9 protein-coding genes are annotated in these 19,023 nt (G+C 34.6%); all 9 read left to right on the top strand.

The genetic code is table 11. From position 1 onward, the window contains the following. Window positions 1–8: 8 nt before the first annotated feature. The 9 genes from BUA46_RS01170 (at window position 9) to BUA46_RS01130 (ending at window position 18,997) form a co-directional block, all read left to right on the top strand. Entirely contained in the window at window positions 9–3,140 is a 3,132-nt protein-coding gene (locus tag BUA46_RS01170; RefSeq protein WP_019388498.1) for a SusC/RagA family TonB-linked outer membrane protein, read from the top strand. A 12-nt stretch (window positions 3,141–3,152) separates the two neighbouring features. Then, window positions 3,153–5,063, top strand: coding sequence for a RagB/SusD family nutrient uptake outer membrane protein (locus BUA46_RS01165; RefSeq protein ID WP_019388499.1), 1,911 nt, complete (start codon window positions 3,153–3,155; stop codon window positions 5,061–5,063). A gap of 38 nt (window positions 5,064–5,101) precedes the next feature. Then, entirely contained in the window at window positions 5,102–8,125 is a 3,024-nt protein-coding gene (locus BUA46_RS01160; protein WP_162129541.1) for a SusC/RagA family TonB-linked outer membrane protein, read from the top strand. Between the two features lie 27 nt (window positions 8,126–8,152). Next, complete coding sequence (locus tag BUA46_RS01155) at window positions 8,153–9,880, top strand: RagB/SusD family nutrient uptake outer membrane protein (RefSeq protein WP_019388501.1); 1,728 nt, start codon at window positions 8,153–8,155, stop codon at window positions 9,878–9,880. Between the two features lie 41 nt (window positions 9,881–9,921). Beyond that, window positions 9,922–11,088 (top strand): DUF5627 domain-containing protein, encoded by a 1,167-nt coding sequence (locus tag BUA46_RS01150; protein WP_019388502.1) that lies wholly within the window; start codon window positions 9,922–9,924, stop codon window positions 11,086–11,088. A 260-nt stretch (window positions 11,089–11,348) separates the two neighbouring features. Continuing rightward, entirely contained in the window at window positions 11,349–12,737 is a 1,389-nt protein-coding gene (locus BUA46_RS01145) for a 3-keto-disaccharide hydrolase (RefSeq protein WP_019388503.1), read from the top strand. After that, entirely contained in the window at window positions 12,730–14,082 is a 1,353-nt protein-coding gene (locus tag BUA46_RS01140; protein ID WP_019388504.1) for a Gfo/Idh/MocA family protein, read from the top strand. The genes BUA46_RS01145 and BUA46_RS01140 overlap by 8 nt, the downstream gene beginning before the upstream one ends. Window positions 14,083–14,085: 3 nt before the next feature. After that, on the top strand, window positions 14,086–15,279 hold the full coding sequence (locus BUA46_RS01135; protein WP_019388505.1) for a Gfo/Idh/MocA family protein: 1,194 nt from the start codon (window positions 14,086–14,088) through the stop codon (window positions 15,277–15,279). A 190-nt stretch (window positions 15,280–15,469) separates the two neighbouring features. Then, complete coding sequence (locus BUA46_RS01130; RefSeq protein ID WP_026010131.1) at window positions 15,470–18,997, top strand: sulfatase-like hydrolase/transferase; 3,528 nt, start codon at window positions 15,470–15,472, stop codon at window positions 18,995–18,997. Window positions 18,998–19,023: the final 26 nt, after the last annotated feature.

Raw genomic sequence — 19,023 nt, 5'->3', positions numbered from 1 at the left:
AAACTTAAATGAAACAAAAATTAAAAAGACATTTTCCTGTTTCTGGGTTTGTATTAATGCTTGCTCTGGTCTTATCCGGTTTTACAGGTTTTAATCTAGAGGCTCAAAATCGGGTTTCTGGTGTTGTTAAAGATGTAGGGGGAATACCTATACCCGGTGTAAGTGTAATTCAGAAAGGAACGACACGAGGTGCCTCTACAGATTTTGATGGAAACTATTCCCTTGAATTTGCTTTAGGAGATAAAATTTTACAGTTTTCTTACATAGGTTACAAAACTGTAGAAATTAATGCTACCGGTAAAACAACTATTAATGTTACTTTAGAAGAGGATATAGCAACCTTAGATGAAGTAGTGATTATAGGATATGGTACTCAGAAAAAAGAGAGCGTTGTAGCTGCTATTACTCAGGTGAAAGGTGAGGATTTAATGGAAAGAACAGCTGGTATAGCCAATGTTGAAGAAGCATTACAAGGAAATTTACCAGGTGTTACTGCCATACAGGGTAGTGGTGTTCCTGGTCAAGATAACACAAGGATTTTTATTCGTGGTCGAAGTTCATGGAATGGTAATGGCGATCCGCTTGTGCTTGTAGATGGTGTTAAGAGGTCGATGAGCGATATAGATATGAATGATATTGAAAACCTATCGGTACTTAAAGATGCTTCTGCTACGGCAGTTTTTGGTGTAGAAGGTGCTAACGGGGTAATATTAATTACCACTAAACGAGGTCAAGTAGGAAAAGCACAACTGTCGCTAAGCGTGAATACAACCATTAAAACGGTTTCTCAATTACCAGAAAAATTAGATTCTTATGATGGTTTAAGAGAAGCAAATAGTGCTATTTTAAGGGGCATAGCTCAAGCTCCTAATACATGGAGGAATTATACGCCATTGGCTATTGTAGATAGATACCGTAATCCTTCCAGTTTGGAAGAAAGTTATATTTATCCTAATGTTGATTGGCAAGATGAATTGTTAAAAGATTATGCACAAGATTATAGAGTTAACTTCTCTGTACGTGGTGGTGATAAAACGGCTAAATATTTTGGTAGTTTGGCTTATCAAACTGTAAGTGATATTTTTGATGGAGGTAAATACGATAATGGAAGAGGCTATTTAGGTGAGTATCGATATGATAGATTTAACTTTAGATCTAATATCGATTTTAATATTACAAATACTACAGAGTTATCTGTTAATCTTGCTGGTTTTTTAGGTATTAGAGAGAATCCTGGTTCAATAGGTAATGTAACTAATGGACTTTACTTAATAGCGCCAAGTCTTTATCCGCCAGTATATCCAGATGGGTTGTATGGAAACCCCTTTAGTTATTTTAATGTATATGTGAACCCTGTTCAGACTTTACAAGCTCAGGGTTATGACACTTTTAGAGAATTTCAAGTGAATACAGATTTTTTACTAAAACAAAAATTAGACTTTATAACTGAAGGCTTGTCTTTTCAAGGACGTTTTTCTTTAGATAACTCTCAAAGAAGTAGGCAAGATTTAAATGATGGAGGTGTAATTTTTAGAGTTTACAATGGTGATGAAGAGAGTCTTCTTATTCCAGATACGAATACCAGATTTGGTTATGTTCAACCACCTTGGACGTTAGGTACTTCTGAAGTAGAGAATGACCAACGAGAACGTCAATTGGTGTACGATTTTTCATTAAATTACAACAGGACTTTTGCTGAAAAGCATAACCTGACCGCTTTATTCTTAGTTAGAAGGCAGGAGCGTGCAAAAGGTAGTGTTTTTCCAATATACCGTGAAGATTGGGTAGGAAGGGTGACTTATAATTACGATTCAAGATACTTTTTAGATATTAACGGTGCTTACAATGGCTCTGAAAAATTTGGCCCAGGATTTCGTTTCGACTTATTCCCATCTGTTGCAGCAGGTTGGACAGTATCTAACGAAGCCTTTATGGAAAAAGCAGATTGGTTAAATTTGCTAAAATTTAGAGGGTCTTACGGTATTGTTGGTGATGATAATTTTGGTGGTAGATTTCAATATCTTTCCAGATGGGAGTCTGGTGCATCTGCATTTTTAGTGCCAAGTTCATATCAAGGTGGTACAGGAAGATCGCCTTATACGTTTTACAGAGAAGCTGTAGTAGGTAACCCAAACCTTCAGTGGGAGTCAGCTACTAAGTATAATATAGGTGCTGAGTTCAACTTATTTGACGGTTTATTAACTGGAGAGATAGATTATTTTGCCGAAGATCGTGATAATATAGGAATTACGGGTGCTGGAATTCAGACTTTACCAAATTTCTTTGGAGCAACACCTCCTGATATTAATAAAGGTATCGTTGAGGTAAGGGGTTATGAAATTGTGTTAGGTTCCAGTTATACTTTTGGTAACGGTTTAAATATATTTGGTGATTTTAATTTTACACAAGCCATAGATAAAGTAATTAAAAGAGATGATCCATTTTTTCAACCCGATCACCTAAAAGATGCTGGTTATACAATTGGGCAAAGAAGAACAGCCATTCCAGCTGGGATTTTGACAAGTTGGGACGATGTTTACATGTCAACACCACAAAATGAAAATCAAAATTTAACACGTGTCGGATATTATGATGTTGTAGATTTTGATGGAGACGGTGTTTACAATAATAATTTTGATAATGCGCCTTTTGGTTATCCAGAACAACCGCAAAGAACTTGGAGTGCTACTCTAGGTGCCCGATACAAAGGTTTTAGTGTTTCTGCGCAGTTATATGGAACTCAAAATGCATCTAGATTGTTCAGTAACAATACCTTTAGTAATTCTACTCCTTTAATATTTACACAAGATTTAGATTATTGGACTGTAAATACGCCAAATAATACTGATACCCAACCATCATTTGGAGTCCTAGGTGCAACTAATCCTAGAGATAACTGGTTGGATGGGTCATTAACAAGGCTTAGATCAGTTTCTTTATCTTATGATATACCAAAAAAGACATGTGAAAAACTAGGGCTGAAGAAACTTCAAGTTTTTGCAAATGGAAATAACCTGTTCTTATGGTCTGATATGCCTGATGATAGAGAGTTTAACACAGGTGGAGCAAATCAAGGACAGCAAAGAGGGGATTATCCTACCTTAAAGAGATTTAACTTTGGTTTTAATATGAATTTTTAAAAAAAAGAAATAATGAAAAACTATAAATTAAAAATATTAATAATCTTAGGACTCGTATTCTCTTTTTCATGCGAGGACTATTTAGATGTGGCACCAGAGTCAGTCATAGAGGAAGAAGATGTTTTTTCTACCTTTAAAAATGCGCAAGGTTTCGTTGAAGAAATGTATTCATTAGTCGTGTCTTATGAACAGCAAACGCATACCTTTCAAGATTTTCTTTTAGGTGATGATGGATTTGTTGATAGACCTACCAAAGCAAGTGGTGATATTGATGCAGGAAGATTCAATGATGTGATAAGAGATAACTTTTGTTACTTAAATAACCACTATAATTCTAATTATGGATCAACAGGGAATAATTCTGCTAATGTTGAAAATACAAATGCTTTTAATAGACAGAGACCTGGGTTATATGATGGTAGCTTACGCGGTATTCGAAAAGCGAATATTGTAATTCAGAATGTTGAGAATAGAGATTTAATGGTAAATGCAACTCAAGCCGAAAAAAATGTTATTCTTGGGCAAGCTTATTTTTTTAGAGCATTTTTCCATAATGAGATTATGAAATTTTGGGGACGTTATCCATATATTGATAAAGTATTAATAGATGAATTTGAAATACCTCGTCCTGCGACTTACAAAGAAGTTGCTTTACTAGCTAACGAAGATTACAAAAAAGCCGTTGAACTATTACCTGTAGATTGGGATAATGAGAGTTATGGACAACTCACACGAGGTGAAAATAAGGGTAGGCTTACTAAAGGTACAGCATATGCTTTTCAAGGTAAAAATCTACTTCTTGCAGCTAGCCCCTTAATGAAAGGTAACAATCAAAGTATAAATACATATGACTATGATACAGAGTTGTGTGATATGGCAGTTGATGCTTTTGCTGGAATACTTAAATTAGCCGATCAAGGGCGTTATGCATTAGCCTCATGGGAAAATTACGATGAAGTATTTTGGAAATCTCCTGCACCTGGTTCATGGCCAGGAGGTACAGAATTTATATTTGCTGCTACTGGTGGTAGTACTGTTCAGGCCACAAGATTTATGGCATCAGGAGTAAATAGAGACATTCATACCAGTTCTGCTGGATATGAGGTTATTAGTCCTACACACAACTTTATTCATAATAATTTTGGTATGGCTAATGGACTATCTATTGAAGAAGATCAAAAACTTCCTGCAGGCCAAAGGTTATTTGATGAGACTAAACCTTTTGAAAATCGTGATCCACGTTTTTATAGATGGCATATTATTGATGGAGATATTATAGATCCAGGAGCCGGAGATCCAAATCATGTAGCTGCCCAACTTTGGTTTGAATCTCCAACTGTAAAAGGTTTTCATCGTAGTACTGGTGCTGAAAACATCAAAATAGTAAATAATACAGGGTATATGTGGACCAAATTTTATCCTAAAGTTGATGATAAGTATCATAGTAAATGGAATCCTATTATAGATCAATACGTCGGAGTGCGAATGCATATGAGACTTACAGATGTTTATTTAATGTATGCAGAAGCATTACATGCATCTAAGGGAGCAACTGTAGCACCAGGGTCTTACAGCTTAACTGCTGAGGGGGCTATTAATTTGTTCCGTAATAGAGCGGGTGTTCCTAATGTGGCTCCTAATATAGTTGCTGATAAAAACAAGTTTATGGATGAACTACGAAGAGAAAGAGCTGTTGAGTTAAGTTATGAAGCACATAGATGGGTAGATATTAGACGATGGGGACTAGCCCATTTGGATAAATATAGAAGAAAATTAGCCTTAGATTTTCCGCAAGACAGAAGTAGTTTTACAGAAACGCTTCTTGTAGATAGAATTTGTGAGTTTCCTCAGCATTATTGGTTACCATTTCCAGTTGAGCAAACACAAATTTACGAGGGATTCCCTCAAAATCCTGGATGGTAGTTTTGTGTAAATTCGTTTTAATAAATATAAAGAAAGAAATGAAGATAAATAAATTATATAGGTTGTTTACTCTAGCTAGCTTAATGTTGTTTTGCTTTTGTAATGTCGCAATTGCTCAAACAGAAGGTGTAGAAGTAACAGCAACTGTGGTTGATGAACAAGGTAACCCTATAAGCGGCGTTGATGTTTATAGCCCAAATGGAGGTAAGGCCTCTTCGGATGTTAATGGACAGTTTAAAATTAAATTAAATGACGATCAGTCAGTTGTAATTCAAAAAAAGGGCTATGAATCAGTGATTGTTGCAATGTCTGATTTATTGGGTAATATTACCATGGAGAAATCTCTTTTCCTCGCATCGGAAGATGACGAAATAAAGATGGGAGTTGCCACTAAAGATAGGCGCAATATTATTGGTGCAGTATCGTCAATTAACACCCAAGACCGATTAACTTATGACAATACACAATTTGTTAGAAATTATATAAACGGACTCATGTTAGGTGTAAGAGGCTCTGATAATGTAAGAGGTATAGGTGATGCTGTTTTTGTAATTGATGGCGTTATTGGTCGTGATCCTAATATCCTGAATATGGAAGAGGTTGAGCAGATAACGGTACTAAAAGATGCAAATTCTATTGCGCTGTATGGTAGTCAAGGAAGAAATGGTGTTATTGTTATTAATACAAAACGTGGAAAAGCTAATAAAAAAGAAATTAATGTTAATATCCGCTCGGGTATTAGCACACCTATTTCTTTACCTAATTATTTAGGTTCGGTACCATACATGCAACTTTTTAATGAAGCTAGAATTAATGATGGTTTAGATGCTTTTTATGATTCTGCGCTTATTCAAGAGTTTAGAACAAGTTCTAATAGTTATAAATACCCAGATTTGGATTTATATTCGACGGAATACGTGCAACCTTTTGTGAGTTCTACAAATGTTTTAACAGAGTTTTCTGGTGGAAATGATAAAAATCAGTATTATGTTAATGTGGGTTGGACTCGTAATGAGGATTGGGTAAATATTAATGATGATATAAATGCAGGAACTAATCGTTTTAATGTAAGAGGTAACTTAGATTTTAAAATAAATGATTGGATTTCAAGTAGTCTCGATGGTATTGCGATTATAAGTACTGATAAGTCGTCTAGAGCTAATTTATTAAGCGCTGCGACTACTTTAAGACCTAATACTTATTCGCCATTTTTGCCTTTAGATTTAATAGACACTAGCGACCCCACTGTTGCTGGACAATTACAAGCCGCTAATACGTTCAATGGGATGCTTTTAGGTTCAACTCAACAGTTTGGTGCAGATGCTCCTATAGCTTTAGCTATTGCTGGTGGTTATCGAAATACAGTGTTTCGTTCTACACAGTTTAACAACACAATCAATTTTGATTTAGATAGAATAACAAAAGGTTTGTCGGCCAAAACTTATGTGAGTTTTGATTTTTATGATTCTTATAATTTATCTATAAATAATCAATTTAAAACCTATGAGCCAACTTGGGAAGGCGATAGAATAACAAGTCTTGGAGTTTTTGGTGAAGATATAAAAGATCAAACTGAAAATGTTAGTACTAATGGTTTTATATCGCGATTTGGTCTTTACGGACTTATAAATTACGAGACCACTTTTGCTAAGAATCATTCTTTGAATACCACGTTGTTAGGTTTTTATAATTCACAAAGACAAAATGATGTTATTCAAACAGATGTTGATGCGCACTTAGGATTTCAAATGACTTATGACTACAAAAAGAAATTATTTTTTGATTTTACTGGGACCTATACTAATTCTATAAAATTACCTGAAGGAAATAGAGGTGGTTTATCACCAACTTCCGGTATAGCTTACATTATAAGTGAAGAACCATTTTTGAAGAACAGTAAATTTATTGACTACCTTAAGTTAAAGGCTTCAGGAGGTATTATAAAGTCTGATCAAGGAATTGATGGTTACTATTTATATGATGTAAACTATTCTAGTGGAAACAATATTAATTGGGCTGATGGAAATTCTAATCGCAGACAAAACATTACACAAGGAGAGAATCTTGATTTAACATTTGAAGAGCGTATAGATTTAAACATTGGTTTAGAAACGTATGTAATGAATTCTTTGTGGTTAGAGTTTAATTATTTTAAATCAGAACTTGATAAACAAGTAGGGTTTTTGAATGACCAATATCCATCTTTTTACGATAACTTCAGACCATATAATAATTTCGATAAGAACTTATATACTGGTTTTGAAATAGGTATGAATTTCAATAAAACTTATGAAGATTTTTCAATTAGTTTAGGTGCAAACGTGCTATATAGTCAAACCGAAAGGGCTAAAAGATCTGAGGTCTTTGCTGAAGACTATCTACAAACACAAGGAAGAGAGATTTCTACAATTTTTGGATTGGTTGATCAAGGATTTTATGCTGAAGCAGATTTTGATACAGATGGTAATTTAAATGCTGGTTTACCTGAACCTCAATTTGGTAACGTTCAACCGGGAGATATTAAATATCAGGATCAAAATGGGGATGATATGATCGATAATGATGACAGAATTGCTATAGGGCAAGCTAGTAGCCCTTGGACTTATGGAGTAAACCTTAACTTAAAGTATAAAAGGTTCAACTTTTTTGTTTTAGCTACAGGTCAAACAGGAGCTGAGGGTAATAAGTTAAATAATAGTTTTAACGAATATTATTCAGTTGACGGAAATGATAAATACTCAGAAGTTGTTTTGGGACGATGGACACCAGCAACAGCAAGTACCGCAACTTACCCAAGGTTGTCATCTCAAACAAATCAAAATAATTTTAGAACATCTACTTTTTGGTTGTACGACAATAGCTATCTTAATATTAACCGTGCTCAGTTAACATACGAATTTCAGGAGGCTTTTTGTAATCAACTTGGTATTGAGGATTTTAGCATTAATCTTTCTGGAACTAATTTGTTTGAAATTGGTGAAAATAAAGATATTCGTCAATTAAGAATAGGTACAACACCTCTGTCTAGAGTTTATACTCTAGGTTTGAGAATGTCATTTTAATTCAATTAGAAAAATTAGAAAAATAAGATGAAAAATTTAATAAAATATATATTAGTTATGTTGGTATTCACTGGCATAATTGCCTGTGATACCCTCGAACCAATTGATGAAAATAGGTTAGGCTTTGATTTTGTTACTACAAATCCAAATGCAGCAGAAGGTGTATTATTAAATGGATATACGGGCTTAATTGATCAATATTCATTTTCTGAAGCAGCTACTGATGATGCTGTTAATAATATTTTGGATAACAATTATAAGCGAATGGCGCTTGGCGAGTTGAATGCACAATTTAACCCTACAGCCCGTTGGGGTAATTTTGAACGTGTATTCTGGGTAAACCGATTCCTAGAAATTATTGACGCAGGAGAAACGCAATGGAGCAGAGATGCGTTAACAAATGAAATGTTTGAGATGCGTATGAAGGGAGAAGCGTTAGCGTTAAGAGGATTGCATCATTTTTATGTGCTTCAAGCACATGCTGGTATAGGAACATCTGGAGAATTGCTAGGTATTCCGTACTATACTGAGTTTATTGAAGCTAATGGTAACTTTAATGTTCCCCGTTTATCATTTGAAGCTTCTGTTCAGGCTATTATGGCAGATTTTGATGAGGCACTTAATTTGCTACCAACAGATTATGGGTTAAGCGCAGGACAAGTAGACCCATGGTACGCAAATTTAGAAAATTTTGATTATGATAAATATGGAATAGTAAATGATAACTTTTTTGAATTACGTATTTCAGGTAGAATAGTGAAAGCACTAAAAGCACGTTTGGCACTTTTTGCGGCGAGTCCTTCATTTTTAAACAGTCAGAGTTATTATAATATGGCAGCAACAAATGCAGCTCAAATATTAAATACTATTGGAGGTGTTGCTGGTTTAGATCCAAACGGTAATGAGTTTTATGCATCAGATGATAATATATTTAGTAGTGAATCGCTATGGCGAGGTTCTATAGGTGGTAACAGTTCAACTTTAGAAAAAAGAATATTTCCGCCTTCAGTAAATGGAAATGGGGAGATTAATCCAACACATAACTTTGTAATGGCATTTCCAATGCAAGACGGATATCCTGCAACTGTGGCTAATGGTTTTGATCCTCAAAACCCTTATACTAACAGAGACCCTAGGCTAGAAAAATATGTTGTTGTTAATGGCGCTGAATTTGGAGGAGGCACAATTAATACTGGTCTTGGTGGAGGAAATGATAGGTTAGATTCTATACCTGGGCAGTCTACAACTACAGGGTATTACCTTAAAAAATTATTGCAACCCGAAGTTAGAATTAATAATGATGGAACTGCTCAAGGTAAGAGACATGCCGATGTGTATTTTAGATATACTGAATTGTTTTTAATATTAGCAGAATCAGCAAATGAAATTGGTGGTCCAGACTATCAGGTTGATGGTATTACCGCTCGTGATGTGATTGCAGCAATACGTAATAGAGCAGGAATTACACAACCAGATAATTACTTAGCATCTATTTCAACTAAAGAGGATATGCGAGAGCTTATCAGAAATGAACGTCGTATAGAGTTAAGTTTTGAAGGACACAGGTTCTGGGATCTTAGAAGATGGGGATTATCTCTAAATGAACCAGCTAAAGGTTACTTTTTTAACGGAAGCAATTATGTTGAGTTACCGTCTGTTGAGGTAAGGAACTTTCAACCTTTTGCTACTTATATGCCAATTCCAAATTCTGAAACCCTGAAATTTTCTGAATTGGAGCAAAATAATGGATGGTAAAGTAATTTTGTAATTTAGAAGAACTAAAAAAATATTTAGACATGAAAATAAAATATTTAATAATATGTGCAATTGCCTTAAGTTTTATGGCTTGCGAAAATCAGGAAAATGAATTTGACGACTTTGGCTCAACTTCAGTATATTTTCCATTTCAAACCCCTGTAAGAACATTAATTCAGGGGAAGTATGATTTGGGTTATAACGAAAATGATAATAATGGTAGGTTTGAAATCGGTGTTATTATGTCAGGAGTTTATAATAATAATAAAAATCGAAGAGTACATTTTGAGTTAGCTCCTGATTTGATAGATGCTACTGCTTTAGGCTTAGATACTGTAAATGTTAAGGTTTTACCAGCTTCTTACTACACTATTGAACAGGAAAGCCCAGTAACAATTCCTTCTGGTTCTACAAAGGGGCGTATCCCAGTGCAGCTTTCAGATGCCTTTTTTGATGACCCACAATCATTTGCCGATTTTGGTGATGTACATTATGTAATTCCATTAAGAATTACAGATTATGAAGAATTGGATTCGCTTTTAGTAGGTGTACCAGCTGAAGGGGTTACAAATCCTATTAAAATTAAAGCAGATGATTGGCAAACACTACCTAAGGACTATACACTTTTTGGTATCAAGTTTATGAATAAATATCAAGGTATCTATTTAAGACGCGGTGAGGATGAAGCTGTAGGATCTAACGAATCGGTTACGGTTTATGAAAACGGAAATCCCACAGAAACGGAAACAGAGAACATTGAAGGCTCTTCAGTTTATAGATCTGAGTTTGTTGTGGGTGATGAGTTACTTCCATTATCAACTGCAGGAAGGAATGAAGCAATTACTACTATTAATGTTAGAAGACCAGGTATTGCTACTAATAATACATTGTCTTTACTATTGACATTTAACGATAATGAAGATATTACTGTTGCTAATGCTGACCCAACTAGCACTGTTGTTGTAACGGGCTCAGGAAAGTTTGTTGAAAATGGAGATGAATGGGGTGGAGAAAGTCGAGACGTAATTTACTTAGATTATGAATACCGAGAACTTGAAGTTGAAGTCACTGAGAACCGCTTTTTTGGTACATTAATATCAACAAAAACATCAACATTTGATTTAGTGCATACAGTTAAAGATACTTTAGTTATAAGAGATAGAGATGTGAAATTTGAAGAGTTTACACTTGACTTTGAAATGCCTTAATTTTAAGTCATCATAAAAATATTGTTTAAGTTAAAAATAGCGAGAATTTAATCCCGCTATTTTTGTTATAATCAAATAACGTTGAAAATAGATTAAATTACTTATTAGGCGTAATATTAAAATAGTCCAAAACCTTTCATTAAAATATTTTTAATGAAAGGTTTTTTTTGAAGAATTTAAAAAATCAGCATAGAGCAGGACAGTAAATTTAATTGAACTAGTTATATTTAGTTTTTCTTAATCAATTAAAATAACATCACGTGAAAATAATTAAATTCAATGTATTGTTGCTCATAGTCTTAGCTGCAACAGGTTTTAGTGCTTGTAAAGAAACTAAACAAGAAATCCCTTGGGTAGATTTAATAAAAAATAATTCTTTGGAAGGATGGAATATCAAAGGTGGTGAGGCCACTTATAAAAATGAAAACGGAGTTATAATAGGCACAACAGCTTCTAATACACCGAATACATTTTTATCATCTAATGAAATGTATGGTGATTTTATTTTAGAAATTGAATTTAAGGTAGATTCAACTATGAATTCAGGAATTCAAATTAGAAGTAATAGCTATCCATACTATCAAAATGGACGAGTGCATGGATATCAGGTAGAAATTGATCCATCAAAACGTTCTTGGAGTGGCGGAATCTATGATGAAGGAAGACGCAAATGGTTAAACACTTTAGAAAATAATCCAGAGGCCCAAAAGGCATTTAAACAAAATAGTTGGAATCATTACCGTGTTGAAGCAATAGCTGATACCATAAAAACATGGATAAATGGTGTTCCGGCGTCGCATTTAATTGATGATAAAACAGCAAGCGGATTTATAGCTTTACAAGTGCACTCTATAGGCAATAGCAAAGAAAAACTTGGTAAACAGGTCATGTGGAAGAATGCTAAGATTTTAACAGAGAATTTATCTAAATATGCCACTAATTCACCGTTAGAGCCGATTATAACAAAAAACAGCCTGACAGTTAATGAACAAAAATCTGGATGGCAAATGCTCTGGGATGGTAAAACAACCAACGGATGGCGAGGTGCTAAGTTAGATACATTTCCAAACGATGGCTGGGTAATTGAAAACGGAGAACTTATTGTTTTACCTTCTGGAGGCGCTGAATCTGCTGCAGGAGGAGATATTGTAACTACAAATGAGTATAGTAATTTTGAGTTACAAGTAGATTTTAAGTTAACTCCAGGAGCCAATAGTGGTATTAAATATTATGTAGATACCGAATTGAATAAAGGCCCAGGGTCGTCAATAGGGTTGGAATATCAAATTTTAGACGATGCACTTCATCCCGATGCTAAATTAGGCTCTCATGAAGGTAGTAGAACAGTTTGTTCGTTGTATGATTTAATTCAAGCCGATCCAAGTAAGCCAATTAAACCAATTGGAGAATGGAATACTGCCTATATAAAATCTATAGATAATCATGTCGAACATTGGTTAAACGATGTAAAAGTTCTAGAATATGAAAGAGGCAGTAAAGAATTTTTAAAATTGGTTTCAGAAAGTAAATATGCCAAGTGGCCAAATTTTGGTATGCTAGAAAAAGGGCAAATTTTATTACAAGATCACGGAGACAAGGTGTCTTTCAGAAATATTAAAATCAAAGTTCCAAAATCAAAGAATGAGTAAAATGGGAAATAATCGTAGAGATTTTATAAAAAAAACAACAACAGCAGCATTAGGTGTCACTTTAGTTGGCGGCGTAAATGCTATGTCTGCAAAAAGCTATAATGGTATAATTGGCGCAAACAATCGAATAAATGTAGCTATTGCCGGTTTAGGAAGACGCTTAAATGCATTTAAATCTCCAATAGCGTTAAAGGAAAGTAATGCCAAATTACTTTACTTGTGCGACGTTATGGAAAGTCAACGTTTAAAGGGATTAAAAGCTTTTAGAGAACATATTGATTATAATCCAACTTTGGAGAATGATATTAGAAAAGTATTAGACGATAAAAATGTAGACGTGTTGATTAACGCTACGCCAGACCATTGGCATACTCCAGGTTCTATTATGGCTATGAAAGCAGGTAAGCATGTGTATGTTGAAAAACCATGTAGTCATAACATGTATGAAAATGAGCAATTGGTAAAAGCGTCAAAACATTACAATAAAATAGTCCAAATGGGAAACCAGCAACGTTCGTCTGGCCATACCATTGAAATTATTAATGAAATTCATAATGGAGTAATAGGAAAACCATATAAGGCTGTTGCTTTTTACAACAATGGAAGAGGTCAGGTGCCATTGCAAAAAAGTGCATCTATCCCTGAAGGGTTAGATTGGGATTTATGGCAAGGTCCAGCCCCAAGACGTGCATATACTTCTGAAACATGGGATTACAATTGGCATTGGTACGGTTGGGAATATGGAACAGCAGAAGCTGGTAATAACGGAACCCACGAGTTAGATGTGGCACGTTGGGCATTACAAGTAGATTTTCCACAGCACGTTTATGTTGAAGCAGAAAAACGTCACTTTCTAGATGATGGTTGGGAGATGTATGATGACATGGAGGCTACTTTTAAGTTTGCTGACAATAAAGTCATTAAATGGGATGGTAAATCTAGAAATAGCTATAGTACTTATGGTACAGGGCGAGGTACCGTTATTTATGGTACAGAAGGAACTGTATTTGTCGATAGAGGTAAATATATGTTATACGATCGTAGAGGAAAATTAGTTAAAGAGTATAATTCAGCATCTAAAGAAGCTGGAACCGCCTTAGGAGGTGGCGGAGACACTTCAACAAAACATGTTCAAAATCTATTTGATACCATTAGGGGCAAAACTAAATTAACGGCACCGATTGATGATGCTAGTAAAAGTATGGCTATGGTGCATTATGCTAATATTGCGTATAGAATTAATGACGGTTTTGATATAAACGATAAAACCGGCATGATGTACAACCGAGAGGCTATGAAATTATGGTCTAGAACTTATGAACCAGGTTGGGAACCAAAATTATAAAACTTGAAAAGACGATTATTTATAAAAAAAACAGCCGTTGCTACGGCAGGTATAGCTAGTTCTTCATATTTGTATGGCAATGTAATGTCAAATATAAATGCTAATAGTACCATAAATATTGGTGTAATTGGCACTGGAGATCGTGGTGGCGGACTTACTAATATTATTAATTCTATAGAAAATGTAAATGTTGTCGCATCTTGTGATGTATTACCTTTTAGATTAAAAGAAGGTTTGGCAAAAGCAAATTCAAACCCCGTTGGGTATTTAGATTACAGAAAACTATTAGATAATAAAGATGTTGATGCGGTTATAGTCGCTACGCCATTTAATACACATTCAAAAATTGCCATTGATGCGCTTGATGCAGGCAAACATGTGTATTGTGAAAAAACTTTAGCTAAAGGGTATACCGGTATTCAGGAATTAGTTCAAAAAACGGAACATTCTAAATTAATATTTCAAACAGGACATCAATACCATAGTTCAAGGCTTTACACAGCTGTGGTTGATTTATTAAAACAAGGAAAAGTTGGTAAAATTGTTGCCTTTGAGTGCCAATGGAATCGTCGTGGTGATTGGCGAAGAGTTGTTCCTGAACCTAAATTTGAAAAAGCACTAAATTGGAGAATGTATAGAGAGTTTTCAGGCGGATTAACGGCTGAACTCTGTTCGCATCAAATCGATTTTGTAAACTGGGTACTTAATGAAACTCCAAATCAAGTTATGGGTGTCGGGGGGATTGATTATTGGAAAGATGGTAGAGAAACTTATGATAATGTTCATTTAGTTTATACTTATCCAAGTGGCGTTAAAGCAAAATTCACGAGTTTAACTTGTAACGCTAGAGATGGATATCAAATTAAAGTTTTGGGAGATAAAGGCACGATTATTATCGATACTAAAAAGGCTTGGTTTTATCCCGAAGGGCAAAAAAATAAAATAATAGGTGATGTTGATGGCGTTAGTGGAGCCACATCGGGTTGGGATGCAGAAAAAGGTTATCCCTTAAACGTAGAACATCTAGACCCGAGTAAGCAGGCTCTTTTAGATTTTAAGGAATCTATTTTAAATAATAAAAATCCAGAATCCAATATAGTTACGGGAGCCAAAGCAGCCATATGCGTTCAAATGGGATTGGATGCCATGTATAATAATAAAATAATTGATTGGAATTCCGAGTGGAATTTTGGATAATTATTTATTTCAGAAATTTTTATAAAGTATAAATCTTCAACCATTAATCATTATTGTTGAAGATTTTTTAATTTAAGGAGTTTTTAATTCTATTTCAGGATAGAGCAGGATGGAACTCCTAGGGCTAAACCCTAGTTTTATACTTTACAAACAATTTTTTTAAAATTCTCTTTAAATAAAAAGAAATCAAATGCGAAAAGTCAGTTTTTTATTCATGTTAATTTCAACAATATGTGGTTTTAACGCGTCAAATGCTCAACAGAAAAGCACTGAAGATAAACCAAATATTATATTCATTCTTACAGATGATCAACGTTTTGATGCTATTGGGTATGCGGGTAACAAATATGTAGAAACCCCGCAAATGGATGATTTGGCAAAATCAGGAACCTATTTCAATACTGCTATTGTTACTACACCAATTTGTGCTGCGAGTAGAGCGAGTTTATTTACAGGCTTACATGAAAGAGCACATAATTTTAATTTTCAAACAGGAAATGTGCGTGAAGAATATATGGCAAATTCGTATCCAACCGTGTTAAAAAACAATGGTTATTATACGGGCTTTTATGGAAAATATGGCGTTCGTTATAATGATTTGGATAAACAATTTGATGAGTATGAAGATTATGACAGAAATCACAGTTTTAAAGATAGAAGAGGATATTATTATAAAACCATTGATAATGACACAGTACATTTAACCCGTTACACAGGGCAACAAGCTATCGATTTTATAGATAAAAATGCAACAAATGAAAAACCATTTTGCCTTTCATTGAGCTTTAGTGCACCTCATGCGCATGATAGTGCACCAGATCAATATTTTTGGCAAGCTGAAACAGATAAATTACTTACGGACATAACCATTCCAGAACCTGAGCTAGGTGATGATAAATATTTTAACGCACAACCTAAAATAGTAAGAGACGGATTTAACTGGTTACGCTGGACTTGGCGTTATGATACTCCAGAAAAATACCAACACAGCTTAAAAGGATATTACCGAATGATTTCTGGAATAGACCTAGAAATTGCAAAAATTCGAAAAAAATTAGAAGAGAAAGGCTTAGAAAAAAATACAGTTATCATTGTAATGGGTGATAATGGATATTTTTTAGGTGAACGTAAATTAGCAGGAAAATGGCTGATGTACGACAACTCAATTCGAGTACCTTTAATTGTATTTGATCCACGTGTGAACTCACATCAAGATATTGATGACATGGTACTAAATATTGATGTAACACAAACAATTGCAGATTTAGCAGGTGTAAAAGCGCCAGACACGTGGCAAGGTAAAAGCTTACTACCAATTGTAAAAAAAGAAACCAATACAATTGCTAGAGATACCATTTTAATAGAACACATATGGGATTTTAGTGAAATTCCTCCAAGTGAAGGTGTTCGAACTGAAGAATGGAAATATTTTAGATATGTAAATGATAAGTCAATCGAAGAGCTTTATAACCTTAAAAAAGATCCTAAAGAGATTAACAATTTAATAGGAAAGAAGAAGTATAAAGCAGTTGCCGATAATCTTCGAGCAAAACTTGATGAGTTAATTAAGAAGAACAGTAATGAGTTTAGAGCGGCACCAACAGATTTAACGGTTGAGTTAATTAGAGAACCTAGTACGGATGTTAAAATATTCGATTTAAAACCAGAATTTGGCTGGACGGTACCTCTAGGTGCTAAATATCAAGGGGCTTACCAAATATTAGTCGCTTCCAACCAGAAAAGCATCAACAATAATAACGGCGATGTTTGGGATAGCGGTCAAGTTCGATCTTTAGAGTCAACAAATGTTGAGTATAATGGAAATCCACTTGAAATAGGGAAAACTTACTACTGGAAAGTGAGGATTTGGGATGAAGAAAATCGTTTAGTTGATTATTCAGAGCCTCAAAAGTTTACCACAGGTAAAAGTGATAGTTATATTATTTCAACTGAAAACAAATTTGTAGTTACGAAAGTAGCACCGGTAAAACTTGAAAAACGAGACGACTTTGTTTTTATTGATTTCGGAAAAGCAGCTTTTGCTACTATGGATTTTACCTATAATGCCAAATCGCCACATACCTTAACCGTTAGGGTTGGGGAAATGTTAGACGAAAAAGGTAATGTTAACAGAACTCCACCTGCAAAAAGCAATATTCGTTATCAAGAAATAAAAGTGGATGTTAAACCTGGGCAAACAAAGTATCAAATAAAAGTTCAGGAAGATGAGAGAAATACAAGAGCTAATAAAGCCATTCCTTTACCAGATGGATTTCCACCTTTGGTGCCATTTCGATATGCCGAAATAGAAGGGGCGCAAGAATCAATTTCAGCAGAAGACATTGAACAACTAGCGTTTCATACCTATTGGGATGATAATGCCAGTAGTTTTAAAAGTAATAACGATGTTTTAAATCAGGTTTGGGATTTATGTAAATATTCCATAAAAGCTACAACATTTAATGGGTTATATGTTGATGGAGATAGGGAACGTATTCCTTACGAAGCAGATGCATACTTGAATCAATTAAGTCATTATACTACGGATAGAGAATTTGCCATGGCGAGAAGAACTATCGAGTATTTTATGAAAAATCCAACATGGCCTACCGAATGGCAACAACATGTGGCTTTATTGATATATGCCGATTATATGTATACAGGAAATACGGAACTTATTGAAAGGTATTATGAGCCATTAAAACATAAAACACTTTTTGAACTCTCTAATGACGAAGGATTAATTACTTCTACAAAAGTAGATGACGAATTCATGAAAAAGTTAGGCTTCCCTGAAGGTTATAAAAAGCCATTAACTGATATTGTGGATTGGCCATCTGCCAATTTTAACGGCAGCAAAACAAAAGGAGAACGCGACGGATTTGTGTTCCAACCTTACAGCACTGTAATTAATTCGTTTTTCTACGAAAACATGAAAATTATGGCTGAGTTTGCTCAAATTTTAGGCAAAACACAAGAGGTATTAGACTTTGAATTAAGAGCAGCAAAAGTTAAAAAGGCGGTTAACGAACAAATGTTCGATGCAGCCCGTGGTATTTATATAGATGGTATAGGAACAGATCATGCGTCTCTGCATGCTAATATGATGCCGTTGGCATTTGGGTTAGTTCCAGAAGAGCATTATCAATCTGTTGTAGACTTCGTAAAATCCAGAGGAATGGCTTGCAGTGTTTATGGAGCTCAATTTTTAATGGATGGGTTGTACAATGCTGGTGAAGCAGTTTATGCTTTAGAACTACTTGCTAGCAAAGCTGAAAGAAGTTGGTATAATATGATTCGTTCAGGTTCAACCATAACTTTAGAAGCTTGGGATTTAAAATACAAGAACAATTTAGATTGGAATCACGCTTGGGGTGCTGTACCGGCAAATGTAATTCCAAGAGGATTATGGGGTATAAAGCCTAAAACGCCTGGTTTTGGTGTGGCAACTATTCAACCTCAAATGGGTAAATTGAAATCTAGTGAAATAAAAGTTCCAACGGTAAGAGGTCCAATTATTGGAAAATATACGTACAATGGCGCTAGACTTCAAACTTACGAGATAGAAATTCCAGGAAATATGGTAGCAGAGTTTTCTTTAAAAGATATAGACGGAAAAGACTTAATCCATAATGGAAATAAAATTCCACCTGCATTCGATTCGGTTAGATTATCTCCAGGAAAACATATAATTAAGTTAAAAATAAATTCGTTTTAAAATTAGTTACTAAAAAAAGCCAGTAC

This window comes from Algibacter luteus (assembly GCF_900141715.1).
GTDB lineage: Bacteria > Bacteroidota > Bacteroidia > Flavobacteriales > Flavobacteriaceae > Arenitalea > Arenitalea lutea.
This window is presented reverse-complemented; position numbering and strand designations above follow the sequence as displayed.